29 protein-coding genes and 1 riboswitch are annotated in these 25874 nt (G+C 70.1%); of the genes, 19 read left to right on the forward strand and 10 right to left on the reverse strand.

The window, feature by feature from the left end; genetic code table 11:
• Positions 1–32 precede the first annotated feature (32 nt).
• A complete protein-coding gene (locus K9D25_RS06920; protein ID WP_244450126.1) occupies positions 33–530 on the reverse strand; it encodes a ferritin-like domain-containing protein in 498 nt (165 codons plus the stop codon).
• 166 nt (positions 531–696) lie between these two features.
• Between K9D25_RS06920 and K9D25_RS06925 the strand changes: the two genes are divergently transcribed.
• On the forward strand, positions 697–1098 hold the full coding sequence (locus K9D25_RS06925; protein WP_244450127.1) for a DUF2177 family protein: 402 nt from the start codon (positions 697–699) through the stop codon (positions 1096–1098).
• Here the strand turns inward: K9D25_RS06925 and K9D25_RS06930 are convergent.
• From K9D25_RS06930 to K9D25_RS06945, 4 genes are read right to left on the reverse strand one after another with little or no spacing between them, the layout of a single operon-like run.
• Complete coding sequence (locus K9D25_RS06930; RefSeq protein WP_432207919.1) at positions 1088–1894, reverse strand: DUF1295 domain-containing protein; 807 nt, start codon at positions 1892–1894, stop codon at positions 1088–1090. The two genes, K9D25_RS06925 and K9D25_RS06930, sit on opposite strands and share 11 nt — an antisense overlap.
• Entirely contained in the window at positions 1891–2772 is an 882-nt protein-coding gene (locus K9D25_RS06935) for an alpha/beta hydrolase (RefSeq protein WP_244450128.1), read from the reverse strand. Before K9D25_RS06935 ends, K9D25_RS06930 begins: the two co-directional genes overlap by 4 nt.
• Before the next feature lie 2 nt (positions 2773–2774).
• Positions 2775–3461, reverse strand: coding sequence for a ChrR family anti-sigma-E factor (locus K9D25_RS06940; RefSeq protein WP_244450129.1), 687 nt, complete (start codon positions 3459–3461; stop codon positions 2775–2777).
• Complete coding sequence (locus K9D25_RS06945; RefSeq protein WP_244450130.1) at positions 3458–4021, reverse strand: sigma-70 family RNA polymerase sigma factor; 564 nt, start codon at positions 4019–4021, stop codon at positions 3458–3460. Before K9D25_RS06945 ends, K9D25_RS06940 begins: the two co-directional genes overlap by 4 nt.
• Before the next feature lie 206 nt (positions 4022–4227).
• On the opposite strand from K9D25_RS06945, the gene K9D25_RS06950 reads away from it, so the two are divergent.
• The 3 genes from K9D25_RS06950 to K9D25_RS06960 are packed head-to-tail and all read left to right on the forward strand — an operon-like array spanning position 4228 to position 7622.
• Positions 4228–5574 (forward strand): NAD(P)/FAD-dependent oxidoreductase, encoded by a 1347-nt coding sequence (locus K9D25_RS06950; RefSeq protein ID WP_244450131.1) that lies wholly within the window; start codon positions 4228–4230, stop codon positions 5572–5574.
• Complete coding sequence (locus K9D25_RS06955; protein WP_244450132.1) at positions 5574–6356, forward strand: DUF1365 domain-containing protein; 783 nt, start codon at positions 5574–5576, stop codon at positions 6354–6356. Before K9D25_RS06950 ends, K9D25_RS06955 begins: the two co-directional genes overlap by 1 nt.
• A 12-nt stretch (positions 6357–6368) precedes the next feature.
• Entirely contained in the window at positions 6369–7622 is a 1254-nt protein-coding gene (locus tag K9D25_RS06960) for an SAM-dependent methyltransferase (protein WP_244450133.1), read from the forward strand.
• 43 nt (positions 7623–7665) lie between these two features.
• Here the strand turns inward: K9D25_RS06960 and K9D25_RS06965 are convergent, their stop codons facing one another.
• The 4 genes from K9D25_RS06965 to K9D25_RS06980 form a co-directional block, all read right to left on the reverse strand.
• On the reverse strand, positions 7666–8208 hold the full coding sequence (locus K9D25_RS06965) for a response regulator transcription factor (protein WP_244450134.1): 543 nt from the start codon (positions 8206–8208) through the stop codon (positions 7666–7668).
• Positions 8205–9485, reverse strand: coding sequence for an ATP-binding protein (locus tag K9D25_RS06970; RefSeq protein WP_244450135.1), 1281 nt, complete (start codon positions 9483–9485; stop codon positions 8205–8207). The genes K9D25_RS06965 and K9D25_RS06970 overlap by 4 nt, the downstream gene beginning before the upstream one ends.
• 315 nt (positions 9486–9800) lie before the next feature.
• The gene (locus tag K9D25_RS06975) at positions 9801–10148 is read right to left on the reverse strand and encodes a hypothetical protein (RefSeq protein WP_244450136.1); all 348 of its coding nucleotides are present in this window, start codon (positions 10146–10148) and stop codon (positions 9801–9803) included.
• 15 nt (positions 10149–10163) lie between these two features.
• Entirely contained in the window at positions 10164–10421 is a 258-nt protein-coding gene (locus tag K9D25_RS06980; protein ID WP_244450137.1) for a hypothetical protein, read from the reverse strand.
• A 136-nt stretch (positions 10422–10557) separates the two neighbouring features.
• On the opposite strand from K9D25_RS06980, the gene ccoN reads away from it, so the two are divergent.
• The 15 genes from ccoN (at position 10558) to K9D25_RS07055 (ending at position 24384) form a co-directional block, all read left to right on the forward strand.
• Entirely contained in the window at positions 10558–12033 is a 1476-nt protein-coding gene (ccoN, locus tag K9D25_RS06985) for a cytochrome-c oxidase, cbb3-type subunit I (protein WP_244450138.1), read from the forward strand.
• Positions 12034–12044: 11 nt separating this feature from the next.
• Positions 12045–12788, forward strand: coding sequence for a cytochrome-c oxidase, cbb3-type subunit II (ccoO, locus tag K9D25_RS06990; RefSeq protein WP_244450139.1), 744 nt, complete (start codon positions 12045–12047; stop codon positions 12786–12788).
• A complete protein-coding gene (locus K9D25_RS06995) occupies positions 12785–12952 on the forward strand; it encodes a cbb3-type cytochrome oxidase subunit 3 (RefSeq protein WP_244450140.1) in 168 nt (55 codons plus the stop codon). The genes ccoO and K9D25_RS06995 overlap by 4 nt, the downstream gene beginning before the upstream one ends.
• Positions 12939–13808, forward strand: coding sequence for a cytochrome-c oxidase, cbb3-type subunit III (gene ccoP, locus K9D25_RS07000; RefSeq protein WP_244450141.1), 870 nt, complete (start codon positions 12939–12941; stop codon positions 13806–13808). The genes K9D25_RS06995 and ccoP overlap by 14 nt, the downstream gene beginning before the upstream one ends.
• The gene (locus K9D25_RS07005) at positions 13808–15292 is read left to right on the forward strand and encodes a 4Fe-4S dicluster domain-containing protein (protein ID WP_244450142.1); all 1485 of its coding nucleotides are present in this window, start codon (positions 13808–13810) and stop codon (positions 15290–15292) included. The genes ccoP and K9D25_RS07005 overlap by 1 nt, the downstream gene beginning before the upstream one ends.
• Positions 15289–15762, forward strand: a complete 474-nt coding sequence (locus K9D25_RS07010; RefSeq protein ID WP_244450143.1) for a FixH family protein — start codon at positions 15289–15291, stop codon at positions 15760–15762. Before K9D25_RS07005 ends, K9D25_RS07010 begins: the two co-directional genes overlap by 4 nt.
• Complete coding sequence (locus K9D25_RS07015; RefSeq protein ID WP_244450144.1) at positions 15759–17984, forward strand: heavy metal translocating P-type ATPase; 2226 nt, start codon at positions 15759–15761, stop codon at positions 17982–17984. The genes K9D25_RS07010 and K9D25_RS07015 overlap by 4 nt, the downstream gene beginning before the upstream one ends.
• Complete coding sequence (gene ccoS, locus K9D25_RS07020) at positions 17984–18142, forward strand: cbb3-type cytochrome oxidase assembly protein CcoS (RefSeq protein ID WP_018388272.1); 159 nt, start codon at positions 17984–17986, stop codon at positions 18140–18142. The genes K9D25_RS07015 and ccoS overlap by 1 nt, the downstream gene beginning before the upstream one ends.
• Entirely contained in the window at positions 18139–18882 is a 744-nt protein-coding gene (locus K9D25_RS07025) for a hypothetical protein (RefSeq protein ID WP_244450145.1), read from the forward strand. The genes ccoS and K9D25_RS07025 overlap by 4 nt, the downstream gene beginning before the upstream one ends.
• A 7-nt stretch (positions 18883–18889) precedes the next feature.
• Positions 18890–19582 (forward strand): sulfite exporter TauE/SafE family protein, encoded by a 693-nt coding sequence (locus K9D25_RS07030; RefSeq protein ID WP_244450146.1) that lies wholly within the window; start codon positions 18890–18892, stop codon positions 19580–19582.
• Between the two features lie 112 nt (positions 19583–19694).
• Positions 19695–20177 carry a hypothetical protein gene (locus tag K9D25_RS07035; protein ID WP_244450147.1) on the forward strand — a complete coding sequence of 161 codons (483 nt, stop codon included), beginning with the start codon at positions 19695–19697 and terminating at the stop codon, positions 20175–20177.
• A 54-nt stretch (positions 20178–20231) separates the two neighbouring features.
• Positions 20232–21107 carry a Crp/Fnr family transcriptional regulator gene (locus tag K9D25_RS07040; RefSeq protein ID WP_244450148.1) on the forward strand — a complete coding sequence of 292 codons (876 nt, stop codon included), beginning with the start codon at positions 20232–20234 and terminating at the stop codon, positions 21105–21107.
• A 29-nt stretch (positions 21108–21136) separates the two neighbouring features.
• Positions 21137–21369: riboswitch (cobalamin riboswitch) on the forward strand.
• A gap of 35 nt (positions 21370–21404) precedes the next feature.
• Entirely contained in the window at positions 21405–22082 is a 678-nt protein-coding gene (locus K9D25_RS07045) for an energy-coupling factor ABC transporter permease (RefSeq protein WP_244450149.1), read from the forward strand.
• An 89-nt stretch (positions 22083–22171) separates the two neighbouring features.
• Positions 22172–23428 (forward strand): CaiB/BaiF CoA transferase family protein, encoded by a 1257-nt coding sequence (locus K9D25_RS07050; protein WP_244450150.1) that lies wholly within the window; start codon positions 22172–22174, stop codon positions 23426–23428.
• On the forward strand, positions 23425–24384 hold the full coding sequence (locus K9D25_RS07055) for a hydroxymethylglutaryl-CoA lyase (protein ID WP_244450151.1): 960 nt from the start codon (positions 23425–23427) through the stop codon (positions 24382–24384). The genes K9D25_RS07050 and K9D25_RS07055 overlap by 4 nt, the downstream gene beginning before the upstream one ends.
• A gap of 63 nt (positions 24385–24447) precedes the next feature.
• Here the strand turns inward: K9D25_RS07055 and K9D25_RS07060 are convergent, their stop codons facing one another.
• Positions 24448–25686, reverse strand: a complete 1239-nt coding sequence (locus K9D25_RS07060; protein ID WP_244450152.1) for a CaiB/BaiF CoA transferase family protein — start codon at positions 25684–25686, stop codon at positions 24448–24450.
• Between the last annotated feature and the right edge of the window lie 188 nt (positions 25687–25874).

Here is a 25874-nt window from a genome sequence, read left to right on the forward strand (position 1 = left end):
GCCGGGCGAGCCGGCGCCTCCTGTCCGTCGCGTCACGCGGCCTTGAGGGCCTTCTGGTTGGCCACCTTGTCGGCCAGCGCGGTGAGGGCGTCGTCGGTCATTGACTCTTCCTTCAGCGTGGCGTCGAGCAGCGTCACCGCGTCCTTCATGCCGAGCACCTGCGCCCAGCGCTTCAGCGTGCCGTAGCGGCTGATCTCATAGTGCTCCACCGCCTGCGCGGCGGCGGCGAGGCCGGCGTCGAGCGCGGGCTGGCCCTTGAACTCGTCGAGGATTTCCTCGCCTTCCTCAAGAATGCCCTCGATGGCGGCGCAGGTCTTGCCCTGCGGGCGCTTGCCGATCAGCTCGAACACCTGCTGCAGGCGCTCGATCTGGCCCTCGGTCTCGTCGCGGTGCTTCTCGAACGCCGCCTTGAGCTCCGGCGACTGCGCGCCGCGCGCCATTTTCGGCAGCGCCTTCAGAATCTTGCGCTCGGCGTAGTAGATGTCCTTCAGGGTCTCGTGAAACAGGGTTTCGAGGTTCTTCTCGGCCATGTCGGTCTCCGTCGCGTGATGTCCCCAAGCCTCGCGCCGACAACTTTGGCTGGCGTGCTTCGTTCCCACAGCGCGGGCGGGCTTTTCACGTGCCGGGCGGAATGATCCGCGCGGCGCGGCGCGCCGTACCCGCTGGCACATCCGTTCCCGCTCCAGAGGCGCGCCTATGCAGATTATCGTCGCTTATCTCTCGACAGGGCTGGTCTTCCTCGCCCTCGACGCGCTCTGGCTCGGCTTCATGGCGAGCCGCGTCTACCGGCCGCTGATCGGCGATCTCATGGCCGAGCAGCCGAACTGGCCGCCGGCGGTGCTTTTCTATCTGCTCTATATCGCCGGAGTGGTGTTCTTCGCGGTGCAGCCGGCCCTGGCCACCGGCCGCTGGACCACGGCGCTGATGCTCGGCGCCTTTCTCGGCCTGCTCGCCTACGGCACCTATGACCTCACCAACCACGCCACCCTGCGCAACTGGCCGGTGGCGATGACGGCGATCGATCTCGCCTGGGGCACCTTCGCCACCGCCGTGGCGGCCACCGCCGGCATGCTGATCACCCGCGCCTTCACCGCGTAGGCTCGCGCCGCGCCGGGCCCGGCCAGAAGGCGTTGACCCGGCGCTGATAGGCGCGGAACGCTTCGCCGCGCGAGCGCAGCATATGCGCCTCATTCGGCGGTATGCCGGAGGCGTAGACCAGCAGCACATACATCAAAGCGGGCGCGAGCAGCGCGGCGGCGCCCGGCAGATAGGCGAGCGACAGGGCGATGGCGGGATAGGCCGTCCAGCCCAGCCATTCGAAGAAATAATTCGGATGGCGCGTCACCCCCCACAGCCCGGCATCGCACACACGCCCGCGATTGGCGGGATCAGCGCGGAAGCGCGCCAGCTGGCGGTCGGCAAGGCCGGCGCCGACAAGCGCGCCGAGAAACAGCGCGACGCCGAGCCCGTCGCCGAGCCGCCAGAACGGCGCCGGATTGTGCGCCGCCGCCCCCACCGCGACCGCGAGCACCAGCCCGGCGAGCGCCTGAACCTGCAGGAACTGAAACAGCCGCCGCGAGGCCGCCGCGCCCCATTGCCGGCGCAGATCGGCATAGCGCGGGTCGTCATGGCCGCGCATCGTCCGCTGCAGAATATGAGTGCCGAGCCGGGCCGACCACAGCCCCACCATACCCGCGACGAGCAGCTGGCGCGGCAGCCAGGGATCGCCGCCGAGCGGCAGCAGCGCGGCACCGACGCCGGCGACGCCGGTCGCATAGGACCAGATCGTGTCCACCCAGCCATGATTGCCGCTGCGTTCCGCCGCCCACCAGGCCCCCGCCATGGCGAGGCTGAGAAACAGGGCGACGGCGGCGAGAGAGAGCATCAGGGTCACCGTGGCGCTCCTTGCGCCGGCAGGCGCTCGATAAAGCCGCTGACGTCGCCGAGCACCGGGGCGAGGAGGCGCAGCGGCGGCGCGAAAGCGCCGACGATCAGCCGGTGATCGAGAGTCTTGTAGCTTTTCAGCTCCACCGTGCCGCCCTTGGCGCGCAGCCTTTCGGCAAGCCGCGTGCTGTTGCCGGGATCGACCGTGGTGTCGCGGGCCCCGGTGGCGAGAAAGGCGGGCGGCGCCGCGCCGGTGACAAAGTTGATCGGCTGGCTGCGCCAGCGCTCCGCCTCCGGGCCGAAGATCGCCTTCAGCCTTTCGCTGCGCAGGGGCAGGAAATCATAGGGGCCGGCGAGGCCGACCAGCCCGACCACGTCGCGCGCCGGGTCGAGCCCGACCGCCCCCAGCCATTGCGGATCGAAGGCCAGCAACGCCGCGATCTGCGCGCCGGCGGAATGGCCCATCAGAATGAGGCGCCCCGGATCGCCGCCGTAGTCGGCGGCATGGGCACGAGCCCAGCGCACGGCGCGCGCGCCGTCCTCGACAAAGGCGGGAAAGCGCACCTGCGGATAGACCCGGTAGTCGGGAATGACGACGACCATGCCCCGGCTCGCCAGCGCGGCGCCGACGAAGCGGTACATGGCGCGCTCGCCCGAATCCCAGCTGCCGCCATAGAAAAACACCACCACCGGCAGGTCGCGTTTCCGGCCGGTCCTCGGAGTATAGACATCGAGCCCGTGCCGCGGGCCTGCGGCATAGGCATGGTCGGCGCTCACCTTCGCCGCGTCTAGCCGCGACAGCGCGTTGAGCAGGGCGATGGGACTTTCGGCGGCGCGGGCGGGGGCCATCATCAGCAAGGCGAGGGCGAGCAGAAGCGCCGCGCGCATGCCTAGATCCGGACGAAGGGCTGCACCAGCCGGCCGAAAAAGCCGTTCAGCCGCATGCTGCCTTCCAGTGCCGCCAGGCAGTAGCATTCGCCCTCGCGGTCGACAATCGGCTGGTGCTCGATCTCCTGGTCCATCTCGCTGAGATCGCCGGGCCCATAGCGGCCATAGCCATCGGAGAAGGAGCCGGAAATCACCTGGGTGAACTCGGTGCCGACATGGCCGTGTTCCGGCAGCTTACGCCCCGGCCCGACGCGCAGCAGCGTCAGCCGCGCCTCCGGGTCTTCCGGCAGCCGCACCGTACTGGCGCGCACGCCAAGGCCGATCCAGCGCCAGGGGCCGATCTCACAGTCCTGCAGCGGCGCCGGCAGGGGAATGCCGCCCGGCAGCGTCACCGGGGCGCGGGGCTTGGCGCGTGCTTCCAGATGCGTCGGCGCCGGGGTCGCGGGGGCGCGGGCAGCCTCCTCGCGGTCGATGGCGCGCAGGGCGGCGGCGAAGGCATCGGGTGCCATGGGCGCGGGCGGGGTCGCTTCCAGCAGCGCGCCGCCCACCGCCTCGAAGGCGGCGAGGCGCTCCCGGCAGCACGGGCAGGTCGCGAGATGGACCGCGAGCACCCGCGCCGGCCCGGCCGGCAGCTGGCCGGCGGCGTAGCGCAGCAGCGATTCGTCGCTCGCGTGGTGGCGGATCGTCATGAGTGGCCTTCCAGAAGAACGCGCAGCCGCCCCAGAGCGAGGCGCACGCGGGATTTGACGGTGCCGAGCGGCAGTCCCAGTTCGCGGGCGATTTCCGAATGCGCCTTCTCGCTGAAGAAGGAGAGGCGCAGCACGGTCGCCTGCTCGTCGGAGAGCGTCTTCAGCGCCTCGCGCACCCGCGCCTCGCGCTCCGCCGTCAGCAGTAATGTTTCGCCCGAGGGCGCGGTTTCAACCTCGACTGGCTCTTCTTCGCCCGCCGAGGCGGTGCGCAGCCGCCGCAAATGGTCGATCCGCAAATTGCGGGCGATGGTGAAGATCCAGGTCGCCGCTCCGGCGCGGGCCGGATCGAAATAGGACGCCTTGCGCCAGACCGAGAGCATCACCTCCTGGGCGATCTCCTCCGCCGTGTTGGGCGGCAGCCCGGAGCGGCGCAGAAAGGCGTTCAGCCGCGGCGCGAAATAGCTGTAGAGCCGCGCATAGGCCTGCCGGTCGCGGTCGGTGGCGACCTGGCCGATCAGCCGCGCCAGCTCGTCGCCATCGGGCGCGCCGTCATCTTTCATCAGCCGCGTCACCGCCGTCCTCCGCCGAACGGGGGAGGCTGCGCCGGGCTCTTGTGAGCGGGAATGGTCGAGCGAGGCATTCATGCTTCCTTCTACGCGCCGGCGTGGCGGCTGGATCATTCCGCCCGCGAGTGATCCACCGCCGAACCGCCCCCGTACACTAGACAACCTTCGTACGCCGCTCCACAGCCTCAGGTTTTCGCGCCATGAACATTCGTCAGGACTTCGCGCCCGGCTCGGCGCTGTCCATCGCCGTCATCGGCGCCGGCATCTCCGGCCTGTCGGCGGCGTGGCTGCTGGGCAAGCGGCATGATGTGACACTGTTTGAGGCCGAGGCCCGGCTCGGCGGCCATTCCAACACGGTGGAGGCGGCGGGCCTGGCGGTGGATACCGGCTTCATCGTCTATAATGAGCGGACCTATCCCAATCTCACCGCCCTGTTCGCCCATCTCGGCGTGGCGACGCAGGCCACCGACATGTCCTTCGCCGTGTCGCTGGATGGCGGGCGGCTGGAATATTCCGGCGCCAATCTGCGCGGCCTGTTCGCCCAGCCGCGTAATCTCGCTTCGCCGCGCTTCGCCTCCATGCTCGCCGACCTGCTGCGCTTCTACCGCAACGCGCCGCGCGACCTCGCCACCATGGGCGAGGAAAGCCTCGACACCTATCTCGACGCCAACCGCTATGGCGCGGCGTTCCGCGACGATCATCTCTACCCCATGGCGGCGGCGATCTGGTCGACCCCGGCGGCCGAGGTCGGGCGCTATCCCGTCGCGGCCTTTGTCCGCTTCTGCGCCAATCACGGCCTGCTCCAGCTGGCCGACCGGCCGATCTGGCGCACGGTGACCGGCGGCAGCCGGCGCTATGTCGCCCGCCTGCGCGCGGATTTCGGCGGCGCGGTGGTGACGGGCGGCCCGGTGCGGGCGGTGACCCGCAGCGGCACGGGTGTGAGCGTCACCGATGCCTCCGGTCACGTGCGGCGCTTCGACCATGTGGTCATCGCCACCCATGCCGACCAGGCGCTGGCGCTGCTGGACGGGCCGACGGCGCGCGAGCGGGACGTGCTCGGCGCGTTCCATTACAGCCGCAACGAAGCCATTCTGCACGCGGATGCCAGCCTGATGCCGCGGCGCCGGGCGGCATGGGCGGCGTGGAACTACCTCGCCGACCGCCGCGCCGACCCCAAGCTCTGCGTCACCTACTGGATGAACTGCCTGCAGAACCTGCCCGCCGACCGCCCGCTCTTCGTCACGCTCAACCCGGTGGAGCCTCCGGCCGAGGCTTCGGTCCACTACCGCGCCTCCTATGAGCACCCGCTGTTCGACACCGGCGCCATGGCGGCGCAGAAGCGCCTGTGGTCGCTGCAGGGCGAGGGCGGTGTATGGTATTGTGGGGCTTATTTCGGCGCGGGCTTTCACGAGGACGGGTTGCAGGCGGGGCTGGCGGTGGCGGAAGCGCTGGGCGGGATACGGCGCCCCTGGACGGTGGCGGACGAATCCGGCCGGATCGCCCTTCCGCCCGGCTATGCGCCGCCCACCCTGGCGGAGCTGGTGTGATGGACGGGGCCTCGGCGCTCTATGCCGGCGAGGTGATGCATGTGCGGCTGAAGCCGCGCCGGCACCGGCTGGCCTATCGCCTGTTCTCGCTGCTGCTCGACCTCGACGAGATCGACGGGCTCGATCGCCGGCTGCGGCTGTTCTCGCGCGGGCGCTTCAACCTGTTCAGCCTCCACGACCGCGACTATGCCGACCCCGCCGCCGGCCCGCTGAAGGCGCAGGTGGAACGCCTGCTCGTCGCCGCCGGGTTGGAGCCCGATGGCGGGCCCATCCGCCTGCTGACCCTGCCGCGCCTTCTCGGCTACGCCTTCAACCCGCTGAGCGTGTATTTCTGCCACCGCCGCGACGGCGCGCTGCTGGCGCTGCTCTATGAGGTCAACAACACCTTCGGCCAGCGCCATTCCTATCTCATCCCGGTCGCCCCGGGGGAGGGAACGCCGCTGCGGCAGAAGGCGGAGAAGCGCTTCTATGTCTCGCCCTTCATGGATATGGGCCTGACCTATGCCTTCCGCGTCCATCCGCCGGGCGAGGATCTGCGCATCGCCATTCTCGCCAGCGACACGGAGGGGCCGGTGCTGAGCGCGGTGCACAGCGCCACCCGCCGCCCGCTAAACGATGGCGAACTGCTGCGCGCGGCGCTGAGCTATCCGTTGCTGACGCTGAAGGTGATCGCCGGCATCCATTGGGAAGCGCTGTTCATCTGGGCCAAGGGCATCGGCCTGCGCCCGCGTCCCAAGGCGCCCGATGCGCCGGTCACCGTTTCGCCCGCGCACCGACACTGAGGAAAAAGCCGCATGCCGCGTGACGCCGACATCTTCGCCGATCCGTCCACCGAACTCTCCCACGCGCATGAGGCGCCGGCCGCGCGGGCCGGCCGCACCGGCTGGCGCGAGGCGGCGCTGGCGCGGCTGCTCGCGCAGCTTGCCATCGGCACGCTGACCGTGGTGACGCCGGAAGGACGGCGGCTGATGGGGCGCGGCGCCCGTCCGGGGCCGGAGGCGACGCTGGTGCTGCGCCGCTGGCGGGCGGTGCGCCGGCTGGTGACAGGTGGCGACATCGCCTTTTCCGATGCCTTCATCGCCGGCGACTGGTCGAGCCCGGACCTGCCGGCGCTCATCGAACTCGCCGCCCATAATCTCCCCGTTCTCGCCGGGCGCCTCGACGCGCTCGCCCCGGTCCGGCTGTGGAACCGGCTGCGCCATGGGCTCCGCCGCAATTCCCGCACCGGCAGCCGCCGCAACATCTCGTTCCATTACGATCTCGGCAACGACTTCTACCGGGAATGGCTCGATGCCGGCATGAGCTATTCATCGGCGATGGGTGTCGCCCCCGGCCAGACGCTGGAGCAGGCGCAGCAGGAACGCCTCGCCCGCATCGTCGACATGCTGGAGGTGCGGCCCGGCCAGAGCGTGCTGGAAATCGGCTGCGGCTGGGGGGCTCTCGCCGCCGCGCTGGCGCGCGCTGGCGCGCGCGTCACCGGCATCACCCTGTCGCGCGAACAGCTTGCCTATGCGCAGGCGACGATTGCCGCCGACCCGGCGCTCGACGGGCGCACCGATCTCAGGCTGCAGGACTACCGCGATGTGAGCGCGCGCTATGACCGCATCGTCTCCATCGAAATGCTGGAGGCGGTGGGCGAGGCCTATTGGCCGACCTATTTCGCCAAGCTGCGTTCCTGCCTGAATGAGGGCGGGACGGCGGTGCTGCAGGTCATCACCATCGCCGAGGACCGTTTCGAGGCCTATCGCCGCAACACCGATTTCATCCAGCGCCACATTTTCCCCGGCGGCATGCTGCCGACCAAGGCGCATATCGCTGACGAGGCCGCGCGTGCCGGGCTGGAACTGGTGGAAACCCAGTGTTTCGGCCTCGGCTATGCGCAGACGCTCGCCGAATGGCGCTCCCGCTTCCTCGACGCCTGGCCGCGCATCGAACCGCTCGGCTTTGATGAGGCGTTCCGGCGGCTGTGGGACTATTACCTCGCCTATTGCGAAGGCGGCTTCCGCGCCGGCGCTATCGATGTCGGTCTGTACCGGCTGAAGGGCTGACGGGCTACGCCGCGCGCAGCGCCGCGCGGCCGGGCTCACGGCCTCACCGCACCGGCCGCTTCTCCAGCTTGCGGGCGAGCGTGCGCCGGTGCATGCCGAGCCGGCGCGCGGTCTCGGAAATGTTGAAGTCCGTCTCCACCAGTGTCTCGTGGATCCGTTCCCATTCGAGGCTTTTCAGCGAGGTGGGGCGCCCGTCCAGCGGCACCGACACATCGCCCTCCGTGCGCTCGAACGCCTTCTCGATGTCGTCGGCATTGGCGGGCTTGGGCAGGTAGTGACAGGCGCCGAGCTTGATCGCTTCCACCGCCGTGGCGATGCTGGCGAAGCCGGTGAGCACGACGATCCGCATGCCGGGGTCATGGGCGTGCAGCGCCTTCACGCAGTCGAGCCCGGATTCGCCGGCGAGCTTGAGATCGACCACGGCAAAGGCCGGCCGGGCCGCGATCAGCAGCGGCGCCATCTCCTCCAGCCCGGCGCAGCTCGCTACCTCATAGCCGCGCCGCTCGAAGGAGCGCTTGAGCGTGCGGGCGAAGGTGGCGTCGTCCTCCACGATCAGCAGCGGCCGGGTGGGCCGCGCCGCGCTCACGGCCGGCCTCCCGAAAGCCCGGCCAGCGGCAGGGTCAGCCGCACCTGCGCGCCGCCGCCGGCGGGCGCGGCGATGTCCAGCGCGCCGCCCAGCCGGCGCAGCACATTGACGACGAGGAACAGGCCGAGCCCGGCGCCGGCCCGCGCCTTGGTCGAGCGGTAGGGCTTGCCCGGCGCCGCCGCGATATCGGCGGGAAAGCCGGAGCCGCGATCGGTCACTTCCAGGCATAAGGTTTCGCCCTGCCGGCGCGCCACCACGCCCACCCAGCTAGGGGAGGCTTCCAGCGCATTGTCCAGCACGTTGACGATCACCTGCTTCAGCGCGAGATCGGAAATGACCGGCTCGTCCGGGGCAAAGCCATTGTCATAGGCGAAGGCGGCCGGCGCGCGCAGCGTCTGCCAGTCCGCCACCGTCTCGTCGAGAAAGGCCCGCACGCCGGTGCGGATCGTGCCCTCGCCGCGCGCCTCGCCGGAGGAGAGCAGGATGCCGGTGACGATGGATTTGCAACGCGCGAGCTGCGCCTGCATGTCCGCGAGATCCTGCGCCAGCTCACTGTCGCGCGTGAGCGCCGGCATCTTCTCCCAGTCATTGAGAATGACCGAAAGCGTGGAGAGCGGCGTGCCCAGCTCATGCGCCGCGCCGGAGGCGAGCAGCCCCATGCGCACCACATGCTCCTCCTCCGCCGATTGCTGGCGCAGTTCGGCCAGCCTTGCGTCGCGACGGCGCAGATTGGCGGTGATGCGGGTGATGAACGCCACCAGCAGGCAGGCGGAGAGCAGGAAGCAGATGAACATGCCCTGTATGTGCAGGTTCCAGAACCCGCCCATATGGCTGTGCGGCATGTTGATGTCGCGGTGGAAGGCGGTGAGGCCGACGAAGCAGGCGCTGGTGATCGCCACCAGCGTCCACACCGACCACGCCTCCAGCAGGATGGCGCCGAGAATGACCTGCAGCAGGAACAGCGAGATGAACGGGTTCAGCGCCCCGCCGCTGAGATAGAGCTGCACGGTGAGCGCGCCGACATCCAGCAGCAGTTCGAGGAACAGCTCTGTATTGGTCACACGGTCGCGGTGGCGGTAGCGCAGCAGGCTGACGAGGTTGAGCCCGACGAGAAAGGCGACGACGGCCAGCATCTCCGCCAGCGGCAGGGCAATGGCGAGTTCGGCATGGACGAACCAGATGGTGGCGAGCTGCCCGATCGCCGCGATCCAGCGCAGCTGGATCAGCAGCAGCAGGTTTTTCCGGTCGCTTGCGTCACCGGTCGAGTCCGAAACCAATCCCGACGCCTCCTGCCGCGCCTCTGCGGCGCCGTCTGCGGCATTGCCCGGCCGCCGGCGCGCGACGCGGGCACAGAATTACCCTTCTGCGGCTTCTAGAGCGAGTGCGCCTTGAGGCCGATTGGGCATTCTGTCCAAGGGCGCAGGCGGCGGGCCACTGTTAAGTAGTTCTACGAAACCCATGGACGCGCCGGTCTTGATGACGGCGCGGCAAAGACCTCGTGCGCTCAAACGGCGCAAGTCTGAGGAATGCGGATGTATTGCCTGTTCTCGGTGGACGCGGAAAATCTTCGCGGCACGCAAAACACACGCGCGTCAGGCGACGGGGAAGCGGATCGACCTGTGCGTGTCGGTGCCGCTGCGGGCGGCAACGCGCACCGCTGCCGCCTTCATCAGCCGATTTCCGCTGCGCGCCGGGCGGCCCTTCCGCGGCGTGTCCTCATCCTCGCTCATCAGCATGATGGCAAATCCCATCTGCACGCTGCCGAAGGTGATGCCGACGGCGCAGGTGAGCACGGTCAGCGCAATGAGGCCGGAGGCGGACTGCCCGGCCAGCGTGCCGAGCCGGCCGACATCGAGCAGCACCAGCGCGCCGACGAACAGCGCGCCGAGGCCGACGCCGATCAGCGCGTGACGGAGAAGGAAGCGCACGAGCAGGGGCATGGGGCTGTTCCCCGTTCAGGTTCGTGCGGCCGGCCGGCGCATCAGCCCGATGGCCTCCGCCGCGCACATGCCGCCAGCATAGACCGCCAGCAGCGCGGTGAAAACCGCGAAGCCGCGGTCGCCCGCCGCCGCGAATCCCGCCAGCGCGAGGAGGGCGAGCGCGCCATGGCCGAGGCCGATCGCCCAGCCCACCTTCTCCCCGCGCGGACCCAGCGCCGCATAGGCGCCAGTGATGAGGGCGCCGGCCAGCAGAAGGAAATGGATATTCGTCATATCGGCTCTCCCGGAAAATCTAGAAACGGCGACATGATTTTCGATTATTATTCGATAAGTCAATATTCATACGTAAAAGTCGCACATATTCACGTAATACGATCAAATAATACAGACTATGAGGCGTGTGTCTGACATGGATACGGCTCTCACCTTTGCTCCGGTGGTCGGCACGCGCGCGATTCCCGGTTACAACGACGCCATCATCCGCCGCTTCACCGTGGCGACGGTGCTCTGGGCGCTGTTCGGCTTTTCCGCCGGGGTGATCGTGGCGGCGCAGCTCGCCTATCCCCAGCTCAATCTCGGCGCATATTTCACCTTCGGCCGGCTGCGGCCGGTGCATACGTCGGGCGTGGTCTTCGCCTTCGGCGGCAATGCGCTGATCGCCACCTCGCTCTATGTGGTGCAGCGCACCTGCCAAATCGGGCTATGGGGCGGGCCGCGCCTCGCCAATTTCCTGTTCTGGGGCTACCAGGCGTTTCTGGTCATCGCGCTGTCCGGCTATGTCCTCGGCATCACCCAGAGCCGCGAATATGCCGAGCCGGAATGGTATGCCGACCTGTGGCTGGTGGTGGTGTGGCTCGCCTATCTCGCCATTTTCGTCGGCACGCTGATGCGCCGGCGCGAGCCGCACATCTATGTCGCCAACTGGTTCTTTCTCGCCTTCATCATCACCGTCGCGGTACTGCACCTCGTCAATAATTTGGCGATGCCGGTGTCCTTCGTCGGCACCAAGAGCTATTCCGCCTTCTCAGGCGTGCAGGATGCGATGGTGCAGTGGTGGTACGGCCACAACATGGTCGGCTTCTTCCTCACCGCCGGCTTCATCGGCATCATGTATTATTTCGTGCCCAAGCAGGCGGAGCGGCCGATCTATTCCTACCGTCTGTCCATCGTACATTTCTGGGCGCTGATCTTTCTCTATATCTGGGCCGGCCCGCACCATCTGCACTACACCTCGCTGCCCGACTGGACGCAGACGCTCGGCATGGCGTTCTCGATCATGCTGTGGATGCCGTCCTGGGGCGGCATGATCAACGGCATCATGACGCTGTCGGGCGCGTGGGGGAAACTGCGCACCGATCCGATCCTGCGATTCCTCGTCGTCGCCGTCGCCTTCTACGGCATGGCGACCTTCGAGGGGCCGCTGATGGCGCTGAAATCGGTCAATTCGCTCAGCCACTACACCGACTGGACGGTGGGCCATGTGCATTCCGGCGCGCTGGGCTGGGTCGCCTTCATCTGCTTCGGCGCGCTGTATTACATGGTGCCGCGGCTGTGGCGCCGCCCGCTCTGGTCGCACCGGCTGGTGGAATGGCACTTCTGGATCGCCTCCATCGCCATCGTTCTCTACATCACCGCCATGTGGGTCGCCGGCATCGCGCAGGGGCTGATGTGGCGCGCCTATGACGCCTTCGGCTTCCTGCAATATTCCTTCGCCGACAGCGTCGCCATGCTGCACCCCTATTATGTGATCCGCCTCATCGGCGGGGTGCTCTATTTCGCCGGCGGCGTGCTGATGGCGGTCAATTTCGCCATGACGCTGCGCCAGCCCATCCGCCCGCCCGTCCCCGCCCGCGCGCCGCAGGCCGCGCCAGCGCCCGCGTCGTGAGGGAGGCGGACATGGCAACGAACACCGAGAACCCCACCGGCCACGCCATCATCGAGCGCTCCACCACGCTGCTCTTCGTGCTGACCCTGCTCGTCGTGCTGATCGGCGGGCTGGTGGAGATCGTGCCGCTGTTCAAGCTGGAGACCACGGTGCAGCCGGTCCCCGGCATGCGGCCCTATTCGCCGCTCGAACAGATCGGCCGCAATGTCTACACCCGCGAGGGCTGCTACACCTGCCACAGCCAGCAGATCCGCCCGTTCCGCGACGAGGTGGAGCGCTACGGCCATTATTCGGTCGCGGCCGAGAGCATGTATGACCACCCCTTCCTCTGGGGTTCCAAGCGCACCGGGCCGGACCTCGCGCGCGTCGGCTCGAAATATTCGAATGCCTGGCACCTCGCCCACATGGTCGACCCGCGCAGCGTGGTGCCGGTGTCGATCATGCCGGCCTATGCCTTCCTGAAAGACCGCGACATCGATGTGGAGGGGTTCGGCGCGCATATGCGGGCGCTGCGGGCGGTCGGCGTGCCCTACACGCCGGAGATGATCACCAGCGCCGCCGCCGATATCCGCGCCCAGGCGGGCGGGGAGGAGACGGAGGGCCTGCTGGCCCGCTACCCCAAGGCCCGGCTCGGCGATTTCGACGGCCAGCCCGGCCGCATCACCGAGATGGACGCGCTGATCGCCTATCTGCAGGTGCTCGGCACGCTGGCGGAATTCCCCGCCGGCACGGTGACGGGGAGCGGACAGCCATGAGCGAGGCCCTCATCGTCTTCGCGCTGAAATATTGGCTGGTCGCCGCCTTCGCGCTGTTCGTCGCCCTGCTCTGGCAGGTGTTCCGCCCCGGCACCCGCGCCGCGATGGACCGCCACGCCCGCATTCCCTTCGCCGTCGAGGAGGACCGCGATGGCCGCGCCTGAACGCGATTCCCTCACCGGCTATCACACGACCGGCCATGAATGGGACGGCATCAAGGAGCTGAACACCCCCATTCCCACCTGGTGGGTGACGGTGTTCCTCGGCTCCTGCCTGGTCGCGCTGCTCTATATGTGGCTGTTTCCTTCCTTCGCGACCACGACCGGCGTTTTCAAGGGCCGGCTGGGCTGGACCAGCCACGGCCAGCTGGCGGAAGAAATGGCGCAGGGCCGCGCGGCGCAGGCTCAGTGGCGCCGCCTGCTTACCGACACGCCGCTGGAACAGGTGGAGGCGAACGCCGATTTGCGCCGCTTCGCCATTGCCGGCGGGCGCGCCGCCTTCAACGAGAACTGCGCCCCCTGCCATGGCGTCGGCGCGGGTGGGCAGATCGGCCAGTTTCCGGCGCTGGTGGACGATGACTGGCTGTGGGGCGGTACGCTGGCCGACATTCACCAGACCGTGCGCTACGGCATCCGCTCCAGTCACGACGAGACGCGCCAGAGCCTGATGCCGGCCTTCGGCGAGATGCTCACCCCGGCGGAGATCGACGCCATCGCCGACTATGTGCTGGCGCTTGGAGACCCAAGTGCCGAGGCGCGGCGCGCCGCGCTGCCCGGCGCCACGCTGTTCCAGCAGAACTGCGCCGCCTGCCATGGCCTCAAAGGCGAGGGCAATCGCGACATGGGCGCCCCCCGGCTCAATGACGCGATCTGGCTCTATGGCGGCACCAAGGAAGCGATCCGCCACCAGATCGCCACGCCGCGCATGGGCGTGATGCCGGCCTTTGCCGGCAAGCTGGACGCGGAAACGCTGCGCATGTTGGCGCTCTATGTCCATTCGCTGGGGGGAGGGGAACGCTGATGCCGGCCACCGCTCTCCAGGGGCTCGCCCCCGCCCGCGCCATTGCCCGCCCGGACATTCCCCATGCCGTGCGCGGCCGCTTCCGCCGCATCAAGACCGCGCTCACCATTGTCCTGCTCGGCTTCTTCTTCCTGACGCCGTGGCTGCGCTGGGAGCGTGGCGAGGGGCTGCCGGGGCAGGCGGTGCTGTTCGATCTGCCGGGGCGGCGGCTTTTGGTGTTCGGGCTGGAATTCTGGCCGCAGGATTTGCCGATTGCGGTGGGGATGATGGTGTTCGGCGCCATGGCGCTGTTCTTCGCCACCACGCTGGCCGGGCGGGTCTGGTGCGGCTTCGCCTGCCCGCAAACCGTGTGGTCGGACCTGTTTTTCGTCGTCGACCGGCTGATCGTCCGCCTTGTCGGCAAGGGGGCGGCGGAGCGGCGGCTGCGCACCATGGCGTGGATTCTGATCGCGCTGGCCACCGGGGTCGGCTTCACCGCCTATTTCATCGACGCGCCCAGCTTGCCGGGGCTGCTGCTGGCCGGGCAGGCGCCCGCCATCGCCTATGCGACGGTGCTGGTACTCACCGGCACGACCTGGCTGCTCGCCGCCTATGCGCGCGAACGCGTGTGCCTGCACATGTGCCCCTGGCCGCGCTTCCAGGCGGCGCTGCTCGACCGGCAGAGCTTCGTCGTCACCTATCAGCACGGGCGCGGCGAGCCGCGCGGGCGCCGGCGGACCCCGCTGCGCCCCGATCTCGCCGGGCCGGCGCTTGCGACGCCCGGCCTTTTGGCGCTGGTCGCCGAGGCGACGGCCTTCGCCACGCCCGCGCCCGTCGCCGGGCTGCGCGGGGACTGCATCGACTGCACGCGCTGCGTCACCGTGTGCCCCACCGGGGTCGACATCAGGCGCGGCCTGCAAATGGGCTGCATCGGCTGCGGCCTGTGCATCGACGCCTGCAATGAGGTGATGGCGAAGCTCGACCGGCCCGAAGGGCTGATCCGCTTCGATGTGGAAAGCGCGCCGCGCCGCTCCTTCCTCGCGCCGCCGCGCGTGGACTGGCTGCGGCCCAAGGCGCTGGCCTTCGGCCTCGCTGCGCTGCTGGCGCTCGGCTTTTCCGGCTATGGCATGGCGACGCTGCCGCCGGTGAGCGCCCATGCCGAGCCGCAGCGCAACCCGCCCTTCGTCCAGCTTTCGGATGGCAGCGTGCGCAATGATTACGCGCTGCGCCTCGCCCATCGCCGCGCCGGGCTGGCGGAGGTGGTGCTGCGGGTCGAAGGGCTGGAGGGGGCGCAGCTGCGGCTCGGCACGCAGGACGGCGCTCCCGCGCCAAAGCTGCGCATCGCCATCGGCCCCGACCGCAGTCTCGACGAGCGCCTGCTGGTGCAGCTGCCGCGCGCCGCGGCGCCCTCTGGGCGTCACGACATGACGATCGTGCTGAGCGATCCCGATAGCGGCGCCGAACTCGCCCGGCTGCCGAGCTATTTCTGGGGGCCGGAGCGGTGAGCGGCCCCGACACCTCGCCGCGCCCGCGCCGCGATTTATGGATTCCGGCCGGCTTCGTGCTGTTCTTCGTCGCGCTGGCCGGGCTCCAGCTCTGGTTCGTGCTGCTGGCCAATCGCAGCTTTTCCGGCCTCGTTACCGATCCGAAACCGGCCGCCGGCCGTTACGCGGCGCAGGCGCCGGACTGGACGGCGCGGCTCGCCTTCGTGCCGAGCGAAGCCCTCGCCGGCACCCTCGCCATGGAGATTGCCGGGGCGAACGGCGCGCCGCTGACGCCGGAGCGGCTCGTCGCCACCGCCGAGCGCGCCACGCGCTTTCCCCAGCTCCTGCCCATCGTCCTGCACGAGGTCGCGCCCGGCCGCTTCGAGGCGCCGCTGCGTCTGCCGCTGGCCGGCGACTGGGCGATCCGCCTCACCCTGACGCAGGCTGGCGCGACGTCCGAGCGCATCGAGACGCTGGAGGTGGCGCCGTGAGCCTCGCCTATGCGCCCGGTGCCACGTTCGAGGCGGCGTCGGGCCCCCGCTCCGTCCTTGGCTTCGTCGAGAGCGAAGGGGAGAGCCGCCGGCTGCATCTGCTGGTCGACGGCGCCCATTGCGCCGCCTGTATCGGCACGATCGAGAGCCGGCTAAGGGCGGACCCCTGCGTCACCGGCGCCCGGCTCAACCTCGCTTTGCGTCGCCTGAGCGTCGAATGGCAGGGCGAGGCGCGGCATGCCGATGTGCTGGCGGAGGCGGTGGAGGCGCTGGGCTACAAGGTGGCGCCCTTCGATCCCGCCCATCTCGCCCGGCTCGATGCCGATACGGGCCGCGAATGGCTGCGGGCGCTCGCCATCGCCGCCTTCGCCTCGCCGAATGTGATGATGCTCTCGCTCGCCGTCTGGGCCGGGCAGGCGCAGGACATGGCACCGGGCACGCAGGCGCTGTTCCAGTGGCTCGCCGCGCTCGTCACCGTGCCGGCGGTGGCGGTCGCCGGGCGCCCGTTCTTCCGCTCGGCGCTGCGGGCGCTGCGGGCGGGGCGGAGCAACATCGATGTTCCCATCGCGCTGAGCCTCCTCCTCACCGTTCTCATCAGCCTGATCGAACTCGCCCGCCAGGGCCGCGATGTCTATTTCGACAGCGCCACCGCGCTGCTCTTCGTGCTGTTGCTCGGCCGGACCCTCGATTTCCATGTCCGCGCCCGTTCCCGCAGCGCGGTCGAGCGGCTGCTGATGCTCAAAGCGCAGGGCGCGGCGGTGTGCCGCGAGGACGGCACGGTCGAGGTGCTGCCGGCCTCCGCGATCCGCCCCGGCATGGTGGTGCTGGTGCGCGCGGGTGAGCGCGTGCCGGTCGATGGCACTGTGCTGGAAGGCGAAACCGAACTCGATGTCGGCATCGTCACCGGCGAGAGCCAGCCGCAGGCGGTGGCGCCGGGCGCGCTGGTGCTCGCCGGCAGCGTCGCCCTCACCGCGCCGTTGCGCATCCGCGCCAGCGCCGGCGTCGCCGACAGCCATCTCGCCGATATCGTCCGTCTGGTCGAGCGGGCCGAGCGCACGCGCGGCTCTGCCGTGGCGCTGGCTGACCGCGTGGCGCGCATCTGGACCCCGGTCATCCACGGCGTCGCACTGGCGACGCTTGCCGGTTGGTGGCTCCTCGCCGATGCCGGCTTTGCTGCCGCGCTGCTGCACGCGGTGAGCGTGCTCATCATCGCCTGCCCCTGCGCCATCGGCCTCGCCGTGCCGGCGGTGCAGGTGGTGGCGACCGGCGCCCTGCTGAAGCGCGGAATCCTGCTGCGCGCGGGGGATGCGCTGGAGCGGCTTGCCCGCATCGACCAGGTCGTCTTCGACAAGACCGGCACGCTGACCTCAGGCGCGCCCACCGTCACAAGCTGGCCGGACGACGCGGAGGCGATCCGCCTCGCCGCCGGGCTGGCGGCGGTGAGCCGGCACCCGGTGGCGCGGGCGCTGCACGCGGGCCATCCGCAGGCACGCCCGCTCGCGGATGTGGAGGAGATTCCGGGCGAGGGTCTTCGGGCGCCGTGCGCGGGCGGCGAGGTCCGTCTCGGCCGCGCCGCCTTCTGCGGTCTCGCATCTGACGAGACGATGCCCGGGGACGCGGCGGCGAGCGAGGTCTGGCTCACACGCCCCGGCCATCCACCGGCGCGCTTCCTCATCGAGGATGCTCCGCGCCCGGAGGCGGCGCGTGTGGTGGCGGCCTTCGCCGCCGCCGGCATGCCCGCCACCCTGCTCTCCGGCGATCGCCCTGCCGCGGTCGCCCGCCTCGCCGGGGCGGTCGGCATCGGTGACTGGCAGGCCGACCAGCGCCCCGGCGACAAGCTGGCGCGGCTGGAGGCGTTGCGGGCACAGGGGCGCCGCGTGCTGATGGCCGGCGACGGGCTGAACGACGCCCCGGCGCTGGCCGGCGCCTTCGTCTCCGCCAGCTTCGCCCATGGCGCCCCCGCCAGCCAGAGCGCCGCCGATCTGGTGCTGCCATCGGACGATCTCGCGGCGCTGCCGGTGGCCTGGCGGGCGGCGCGGCGCGCTCGGCGCCTCATCGTGCAGAACCTCATCCTCGCCGCGCTCTACAACATGGCGCTGATCCCCGTCGCGGTGCTGGGGCTGGTGACGCCGCTCGGCGCCGCCATCGCCATGGCGGCGTCCTCACTCACCGTCACGCTCAACGCGCTGCGGGCCGGTGTGCCTGCCGGGGAGCGGGGCTGATGGATGTGCTGCTGTTTCTCGTCCCCATCGCCCTCGCACTCGGCACGCTCGGCCTCGCCGCGTTCTTCTGGACGCTGCGCGCCGGCCAGTATGACGATCTCGACGGCGCCGCCGCCCGTGTCCTGCTCGACGATGATTCCCCGGAGGCCGCTCCATGACCCGTCCCGTTCCGCCTGCTGCCTTGCGTGACGCCGCGCCGCTTCGGCCGGCGCCGATGCCGCGTGCCGTGCCGTTTCTGCTCAACATGGCGCTTGCCGCCGCGCTGGGCGGCTTCCTTGGTGGCTGGGCCGGGGCACTGGCCGGGGCGGGGGTGCTGCTGGCGCTGCTGGCGGCCTTCGTGCTGGGGCCGGCGCTGGCGCGGCAGGTGGTGCCGCTCGCGGCGCGGCTCGCCCGCGCCACCGCGCCTCTGGGGGCGGTGCTGCGTCCGCTGCTCGGCCTCATGCTGCTGCCGCCGGCCGCGCTGGTGACGATCGGCGCCAGCCTGCTGCTGCTGGCGTGGCAGCGCACGCTGGGGCGGCTGAACCCGCCGCAACTGCCGGTCATCGCGGCGCTGCAGCGGCGGATCGACGCCTTGCGGGAACTGCTGGGCGGGCTGCTGGCGGCGGGCAATCTGCCGATGACGGCGGTCAATGCCCTGCTGCTCCTCGTGCTCGGCTGCGTCCTCGGCGGCATTCAGGTGGCGTTCTATGTCGCGCTCGCCGCCGTGCCGGTGCTGATCTGCGCGCTGATGATGCTGGCGGTGGAATCGAGCCGCGAACCCGAGGACGGGCCCGCCTCAGTGCCCGTGTCGGCACAAGAGGCGGCGGCACCCGTTCCCACCCTTTCCGTCGCTGCCTCTTCCATCGCGGCGGTTTCTCCCGCGAGGGAACCCGTCACGGCGGGAGCCGCAGCGCACTGAAGCGGGAATGGTCGATCTCAGCTTTCTCGGCGGCCTGATGCTGGGCCTCGCGTCCAGCCTGCACTGTGCCGGAATGTGCGGGGGCATCGCCTCCGGCCTGCTGCTCGCCTTCGAGCCGGGGCACGGCGCGGGCGCCCGCGCCCGCGTGCTGCTGGTCGCGCAGGCCGGCCGCATCGCTGCCTATGTCGCGGCCGGCGGCTTTCTCGGCGTGGTCGGCTCGGCCTTCTATGGTGCGTTCGACCACAGCGCCGCCCATCTCGTGCTGCGCTGGGCGGCATCGGTGGCGCTGGGCTGGATCGGCCTGTCGCTGCTCGGTCTCGCCCCGCCGCTGACGGCGGTGGACCGGCTCGCCGCCCCCCTCGCCCTGTGGCTCCGAGGGGCGCCGGGGTCTGGTGCGGCGGGCGCGGCGCGTCCTTTCCTGTCAGGTCTCGCCTGGGGGCTGCTGCCCTGCGGCATGGTCTATGGCGCGCTGTTCTATGCCATGCTCGCCGGCAGCGGCGGGGGCGGGGCGCTGGTCATGGCCGGCTTCGGGCTGGGCACGCTGCCGGCCGTCACCGCCACCGCCTTCGGTGTCGCCAGCCTGCGCCATAGCGCGCGGGCGCCGCGCCTGCGGGTGCTGGCCGGCACCGGCCTTCTCATCCTTGCCACGGTGAGCGCGCTGATGCCGGAGGCGGCGTGGCAGGCTCTGTGCCTGAGCTGACGCGCCGGCGATAGGACGACTTGTCCACTGTCGGCGCCATGGCTGGGTGCTAGACTTTGCCCCGCGCGCCGGGCCTGTGCCGTCGCGTCTTCCTGCTCTTGCATGGGCCGCCATGGCACAGCCGAACCTTCGCCTTGACCGCTTGATCGCCGGCCTGCCCGCGCGGTCCTCGGTCACGCGCGGCGGCGGCATCGCGCTGCGGCTGCTGTGCGCGCTGGCCCTGATGCTGGCGCTTGCCCTGCACCGCCCGCCGGTGGCGAGCCCGGCTGGGCCGGGGATCGACCTCGCCCAGTACACGCTGCCGGACGGCACGGTGCCGGATCTCTGTCTCACCGGGGTGGGGGCGGACGGCACGCCGCTCACCGCCGTTCATCGCCCGGGTTGCGAGGCCTGCCGCCTCCAGGCCATCGCCGCCCTGCCGGGGCCGGCGGAGGATCAGTTCGTCCGCGCTTTCTACCGGCGGCTGGTGCAGGCGCTCGCGCCCGATGCCCGGCGCGGGACGCCGACGCCGCTCTATCGCCTCTCCTCGCGCGGGCCGCCGACGCCCGGCCTCACCGCCCTGTTCGCGGCAGGCGGGCGCCTGCCAGTGCTGTAATGCTGCCGGAACGGCCCGTCTGAGGGGCTTCCGGCGCCTTGCCGGATTGCCTCCATGTATATGAGCCCCCTTCCCGCCGACTCCCGTCCTCTCGGCCCGTTGCCGATCAATGCGTCGCCGCTCAGTCCCCTTCCAGCGGCAGAGCCGCCGGCGTTCGCCTTCGAGGCGCGGCTTCCATTGCCTGCCGGCCCGCTTGACCGCAGCCCCGCGCTCGCCCCCAGCCCCGTGCTTTGCTGGGCGACGGGCCTCACCGTCGGCCTGCCCGCCGCGGGGGACACGACCCCGCTCTATCGTGTGGCGAAGGGCTGCCTGGCGCTGATGCGCCAGCTTGATGCCGAGCGGCGGCAGATCCTCGACATTCTCGGTCCCGGCCGTTTGCTCGATGCGGCCATGCTCGCGCGGCTGGAGGGGACGGCGGTGACGCTGGCGCCGACCGAGCTTGCGCCGGTGGCGGCGCCTCCCGAGCTGTGCCGCCGGCTGAGGGCGGAGAACCAGGAACTGCTGCTGGTGCGCGCGCTCGGCCATGTCACGCGGCTCGGCCGGCAGAGCGCCGGCGAGCGCGTGGCGGCGGCGCTGCTGGACCTCGCGGCGCAGTTCGCGCCAGCCGGCGCGGCGCGCGGGCCGGCGGTCGGCTTTCCCCTGCATCTCGGCCGGGGCGACCTTGCCGACTGGCTCGGCCTGACGCTGGAGACGGTGAGCCGCTGCATGAGCCGCCTGCGCGAAGAGGGGCTGATCGCTTTCGGCCGGGAGGGGGGGCTGGTGCTGGAAGACCCCGCCGCGCTCGCGCGCGTCGCCGTCGGTGCCCGCAAGGTGGAGGCGCTCTATGCCGCTAAGGGGCGTCCGGCGGGGCACCCGGCCGACGCCCGCCGGCCGGGCCGCCGGACCGCGCGGCCTGCGCCTTCCGGAGAGGTCGCGACTTGCGCGCCGTGAGCGCGCGCTGTTCTATGCGCGGGTCGATGCACCCATCGATTCCTCATGGTGTCCGCGAGGCCAGCCCTCGCGGATGAAACGGGAACGGGGAAGGGCGTGGCGCCGCAAGGTGGCGCGCCCGAAGCCCCGACCGCCCCCGCGACTGTGAGCGGCGAGCGGCCTTCCATCGAGCCACTGGAACGGACCTTCGGGCCCGTCCGGGAAGGCGGAAGGCATGCCGTGACCCGCGAGTCAGGAGACCGGCCAGGAGGAGGAACCCCATGCGCGCCGTCGGGTGAGACGGCACAGGAGAACACCATGCATATCGAACCCGGCCTCGTGGCCGAAGGAAAGATCTGGCTCAGCTATGTGACGGCGGCCGGCGCGGGCGCCTTTACGCTGAAGCTCGCCGCCGAGGCGGTGGCCGAGCGCGGCCTCGTCTCGCTCGCTATCCGCAGCCTCGCCACCACGGCGCTCGTCTTCTGCTTTTTCGAGGTGCTGCCGCACCATCCGGTGGGCGTTTCCGAGGTGCATCTCATCCTCGGCTCGACGCTGTTCCTCATCTTCGGTGTGGCGCCGGCGGCGATCGGGCTGGCGGCGGGGCTGGCGATCCAGGGCGTTTTCTTCGCGCCGTTCGACCTGCCGCAATATGGCATGAACGTCACCACGCTGCTGGTCCCACTGTTCGCACTGGCCTCACTGTCCACCCGACTGGTCGCGCCGAACACGCCCTATGTGGAGCTCAAGTACCGGCAGGCGCTGGCGCTTTCCACCACCTACCAGGCGGGAATCGTGGCCTGGGTGGCGTTCTGGGCCTTCTACGGCCACGGTTTCACGGTGGAAAACGCGTCGTCGATCGCGTCCTTCGGTGCGGCCTATATGCTTGTTATCATTGTGGAACCTCTCGTCGATCTCGCGGTGCTCGCCGCCGCCAAGGCGCTGAGCGGCCTGCGCGGGACGCCGCTGTTCGAGCGGCGGCTCTACGACCCGGCGTGACACTCCGTGCCGGGTGGCGCTAAGCCGCCCGGCATTGGTCCTTTCCGTCGATAGATCGAAAAAAAACGGCGTGTGAGGAAGCACTTACCATGGAAGCGTCGCAAGCCGGTCCCACCGAAGGCCCGCTCAGCGGTATCCGGGTGATCGAACTCGGCAATCTGATCGCCGCTCCCTTCGCCGCCCGGCTGATGGCGGAGTTCGGCGCCGAGGTGATCAAGGTCGAGGCGCCGGGCGAGGGCGATCCGCTGCGCAAATGGCGCAAGCTGCATGAGGGCACCTCGTTGTGGTGGTACCTGCAGTCGCGCAACAAGAAATCCGTCGCCATAAATATGCGCCTGCCCGAGGGGCAGGAGGTGGTGCGCCGCCTGGTGCGCGAGGCGGATGTGTTGATCGAGAATTTCCGCCCCGGCACGCTGGAGCGATGGGGGCTCGGCTGGGACGCGCTGAAAGCCATCAACCCGAACCTCGTCATGGTCCGCATCTCCGGCTTCGGCCAGGATGGGCCCTATCGCGAGCGGCCCGGCTTCGGGGCGGTGGGCGAGGCGATGGGCGGCATGCGCTTCACGACAGGCGAGCCCGACCGCCCGCCGGCGCGCACCGGCATCAGCATCGGTGACTCGCTGGCCGCGCTGCACGCGGTGATGGGGGCGCTGATGGCACTGCTCCATATCAAGTCCGGGCGCGGCACGGGGCAGGTCGTGGATGTGTCGCTGTTCGAGAGCGTCTTCAACATGATGGAGAGCCTGGTCCCGGAATTCGATGCCTTCGATTTTGTGCGCACCCGCTCGGGGGGCGCGCTGCCGGGCATCGCGCCGTCGAATTCCTACCCGACCAAGGAAGGTACCTATGTGATCGTGGCCGGTAATGGCGACGGCATCTTTCGTCGGCTGATGGGCGCGATCGGCCGCGACGATCTCGCCGGCGACCCGCGCCTCGCCTCCAATGACGGGCGCGTGCGCCATGTCGAGGAGATTGACGGGGCGATCACGGACTGGACCGGCCGGCACTCGCTCGACGAGGTGACCGCCGCGCTCGATGCCGCCGAAGTGCCCAATGGGCGCATCTATTCGGTCGCCGACATTGTGAGCGACCCGCAGTATCTCGCCCGCGACATGATCCTGCCTTCCACACTGCCCGACGGGCTGAAGGTGAAGATGCCAGGCATCGTGCCCAAGCTTTCCGCCACACCCGGCGCTGTGAACTGGCTGGGCCCGCAACTCGGCGAACACACCGCGCCGGTTCTGGCGGCGCTGGGTTATGGGGCCGAGGAGGTCGCCGCGCTGGTCGCGAGCGGCGCCGTGGCCGCGGCCGGGGAGCCCGTTGAGGCCGACGGAGATGCGCCGTGAACGCCCCGGCTTGCAGCGCCGGCTCTCCGCCGCGCGTCTTCCTCCAGGAAGTGGTGACCCGCGACGGGTTGCAGATCGAACCCCGCTTCCTGCCCACCGAGGATAAGGTGGCTCTGATCGACGCGCTGTCCCAGACCGGCGTCGCCAAGATCGAGGTGACATCCTTCGTCTCGCCCAAGGCCGTACCGAACCTTGCCGATGCGGCCGAGGTCGCGCGCGCGATCACCCGCAGGCCCGATGTGACCTATGTCGCACTCGTGCCCAATCTGCGCGGTGCGGAGGCAGCGCTGGAGGCGGAGATGGACGAGCTGAACCTCGTGCTTTCCGTGAGCGAAACGCACAACCTCGCCAATATGCGCATGACGCCGGCGCAGTCGCTGGAGGGCTTCCACGCCATCGTCGCCGCAGCGGCGGGCACAAAAGCGACGCTCAACGGTTCTATCGCCACCGCCTTCGGCTGCCCGTTCGAGGGCCGGCAGCCCGCTGAAAAGGTGCTCGATCTCTCGGAGGCTCTGCTCGCGGCGGGCCTGCATTCGGTGACGCTGGCCGATACCACGGGCATGGCCAATCCCCGACAGGTCGGCGGGCTGGTCTCCGCCTTCCGGGCGCGCTTCCCCGGCGTGCCGCTCACGCTGCACTTTCACAATACGCGCGGCATGGGCCTCGCCAATGTGCTGAGCGCGTTGGAGGCGGGCGCGGACCGTTTCGATGCGTCGCTCGGCGGCATTGGCGGCTGCCCCTTCGCGCCCGGGGCGACCGGCAACATCTCGACCGAAGACCTCGCCCATATGCTGGGCGAGATGGGCGTCGCGACGGATGTCGACCTCGCGGCCCTGCTGGCGCTGGCACGAAGCCTGCCGGCGCTGCTGGGCCACGACATTCCCGGCCAAGTCGCCAAGGCCGGCCGCAGTAGTGACCTTCATCCCGTGCCGGCGCATCTTGGCGCGGCGCAGTAGGAGAGCCCGCCATGGTGGGCACGACCCACATTGATGGTCCACGCGGAAGAGCTGCGCCCGGTTTCAGATGATTCCGGCGGCGCGCAGCGCCTGCCGCTCGGCCGCCGACAGTCCGAGCCGCGTTGCGAGCACCTCATCCGTATGTTGACCGAGCAAGGGCGGGGCGGTGGCGTTGTCCATCGGCGAATCCGCCAGCCGCAGCGGGCTGCGCACCCCTGATGCGGTGCCCCCGAGCGGATGGGGCAGGTTCATCGCCAGACCCCGCGCCAGCGCCTGCGGTTCGGCGAAGGCCTGCGCGATGGTGTTGATCGGTCCGGCGGGAATGCCGGCGGTGTCCAGCATGGCGAGCCATTCGGCGGTGGTCTGCCGCTTCAGCGCCGCCGCGATCAATGGCACGAGCGTGTCGCGATGCGCCACACGCTCGCGATTGGTGGCGTAGCGCGCGTCCTGCGCCAGTGCCGCGAGGTCGGCGAGGCGGCAGAAGCGGGCGAATTGCGCGTCATTGCCGACGGCGAGGATGAGGTGGCCGTCAGCCGTCTCGAAAGCCTGATAGGGCACGATGTTCGGATGGGCATTGCCCAGCCGGCGCGGCGCGGTGCCGCCGACAAGGAAGTTCAGCGCCTGGTTGGCGAGGCTCGCCACCGCGACATCGAACAACGCGATGTCGATCCTCTGCCCGCGCCCGCTCCGGTGGCGCTGCTCCAGCGCCGCGAGTACGGCGATGGTGGCGTTCAGGCCAGTGAGGATGTCGACCAGGGCGACGCCGACCTTTTGCGGCTCGGTCTCCGGGCTGCCGGTCACCGACATCAGGCCCGACATGCCCTGGATCATGAAGTCGTAGCCCGCGCGGCCCGCTTCCGGCCCGTCCTGCCCGAAGCCGGTGATGGAGCAATAGATGAGGCGCGGATTCAGCGCGGCGAGGCTGTCATAATCGAGGCCGTAGCGCTTCAGGCCGCCGACCTTGAAATTCTCGACCACCACGTCGCTCTCGCGCGCCAGAGCGTGGATCAGCGCCTGACCTTCGGGTCGGGCCATGTCGATGGTCACTGAGCGCTTGTTGCGGTTGGCGGCGAGAAAATAGGCGCTTTCCCGTGTCGGTTTGCCCTCACCATCCGCCAGCCAGGGCGGGCCCCAGCCGCGCGTATCATCGCCCTCGCCGGGCTTTTCGATCTTGATCACCTCGGCGCCGAGGTCACCCAGGGCTTGCGTCGCCCATGGGCCGGCGAGGACGCGGGACAGGTCGAGCACGCGAATGCCGGAGAGGGCCTGAGCGGACGGCGAAGGGGCGGCGGCATCGGTCATGCAAGCATCCTCGGGCGGGGCGCGGGGCGCGCACGATAGCCGCGCCGCCTGGGTTGCGCCATTGGCCTGCGGGCTTCCGGACATTGTGGCGTCAGAGCTACGCAGGCCCTATCGCCACCCGGCGAGAGGCGCTTTTCCTTGACAGCGGAGGGCTCGCTTTGTAAGGAGCCCGCCTGCGTGGTGGGATG

This window comes from Ancylobacter polymorphus, assembly GCF_022836935.1.
GTDB classification, from domain to species: domain Bacteria; phylum Pseudomonadota; class Alphaproteobacteria; order Rhizobiales; family Xanthobacteraceae; genus Ancylobacter; species Ancylobacter polymorphus_A.

What these genes read in the sequence shown, in the direction of transcription:
- K9D25_RS06920 (WP_244450126.1), bottom strand. Translation starts at nt 530, where the DNA reads ATGGCCGAGAAGAACCTCGAAACCCTGTTTCACGAGACCCTGAAGGAC.
- K9D25_RS06925 (WP_244450127.1), top strand. Translation starts at nt 697, where the DNA reads ATGCAGATTATCGTCGCTTATCTCTCGACAGGGCTGGTCTTCCTCGCC.
- K9D25_RS06935 (WP_244450128.1), bottom strand. Translation starts at nt 2,772, where the DNA reads ATGCGCGCGGCGCTTCTGCTCGCCCTCGCCTTGCTGATGATGGCCCCC.
- K9D25_RS06940 (WP_244450129.1), bottom strand. Translation starts at nt 3,461, where the DNA reads ATGACGATCCGCCACCACGCGAGCGACGAATCGCTGCTGCGCTACGCC.
- K9D25_RS06945 (WP_244450130.1), bottom strand. Translation starts at nt 4,021, where the DNA reads ATGAAAGATGACGGCGCGCCCGATGGCGACGAGCTGGCGCGGCTGATC.
- K9D25_RS06950 (WP_244450131.1), top strand. Translation starts at nt 4,228, where the DNA reads ATGAACATTCGTCAGGACTTCGCGCCCGGCTCGGCGCTGTCCATCGCC.
- K9D25_RS06955 (WP_244450132.1), top strand. Translation starts at nt 5,574, where the DNA reads ATGGACGGGGCCTCGGCGCTCTATGCCGGCGAGGTGATGCATGTGCGG.
- K9D25_RS06960 (WP_244450133.1), top strand. Translation starts at nt 6,369, where the DNA reads ATGCCGCGTGACGCCGACATCTTCGCCGATCCGTCCACCGAACTCTCC.
- K9D25_RS06975 (WP_244450136.1), bottom strand. Translation starts at nt 10,148, where the DNA reads ATGCCCCTGCTCGTGCGCTTCCTTCTCCGTCACGCGCTGATCGGCGTC.
- K9D25_RS06980 (WP_244450137.1), bottom strand. Translation starts at nt 10,421, where the DNA reads ATGACGAATATCCATTTCCTTCTGCTGGCCGGCGCCCTCATCACTGGC.
- ccoN (WP_244450138.1), top strand. Translation starts at nt 10,558, where the DNA reads ATGGATACGGCTCTCACCTTTGCTCCGGTGGTCGGCACGCGCGCGATT.
- ccoO (WP_244450139.1), top strand. Translation starts at nt 12,045, where the DNA reads ATGGCAACGAACACCGAGAACCCCACCGGCCACGCCATCATCGAGCGC.
- K9D25_RS06995 (WP_244450140.1), top strand. Translation starts at nt 12,785, where the DNA reads ATGAGCGAGGCCCTCATCGTCTTCGCGCTGAAATATTGGCTGGTCGCC.
- ccoP (WP_244450141.1), top strand. Translation starts at nt 12,939, where the DNA reads ATGGCCGCGCCTGAACGCGATTCCCTCACCGGCTATCACACGACCGGC.
- K9D25_RS07005 (WP_244450142.1), top strand. Translation starts at nt 13,808, where the DNA reads ATGCCGGCCACCGCTCTCCAGGGGCTCGCCCCCGCCCGCGCCATTGCC.
- ccoS (WP_018388272.1), top strand. Translation starts at nt 17,984, where the DNA reads ATGGATGTGCTGCTGTTTCTCGTCCCCATCGCCCTCGCACTCGGCACG.
- K9D25_RS07025 (WP_244450145.1), top strand. Translation starts at nt 18,139, where the DNA reads ATGACCCGTCCCGTTCCGCCTGCTGCCTTGCGTGACGCCGCGCCGCTT.
- K9D25_RS07030 (WP_244450146.1), top strand. Translation starts at nt 18,890, where the DNA reads ATGGTCGATCTCAGCTTTCTCGGCGGCCTGATGCTGGGCCTCGCGTCC.
- K9D25_RS07035 (WP_244450147.1), top strand. Translation starts at nt 19,695, where the DNA reads ATGGCACAGCCGAACCTTCGCCTTGACCGCTTGATCGCCGGCCTGCCC.
- K9D25_RS07040 (WP_244450148.1), top strand. Translation starts at nt 20,232, where the DNA reads ATGTATATGAGCCCCCTTCCCGCCGACTCCCGTCCTCTCGGCCCGTTG.
- K9D25_RS07045 (WP_244450149.1), top strand. Translation starts at nt 21,405, where the DNA reads ATGCATATCGAACCCGGCCTCGTGGCCGAAGGAAAGATCTGGCTCAGC.
- K9D25_RS07050 (WP_244450150.1), top strand. Translation starts at nt 22,172, where the DNA reads ATGGAAGCGTCGCAAGCCGGTCCCACCGAAGGCCCGCTCAGCGGTATC.
- K9D25_RS07060 (WP_244450152.1), bottom strand. Translation starts at nt 25,686, where the DNA reads ATGACCGATGCCGCCGCCCCTTCGCCGTCCGCTCAGGCCCTCTCCGGC.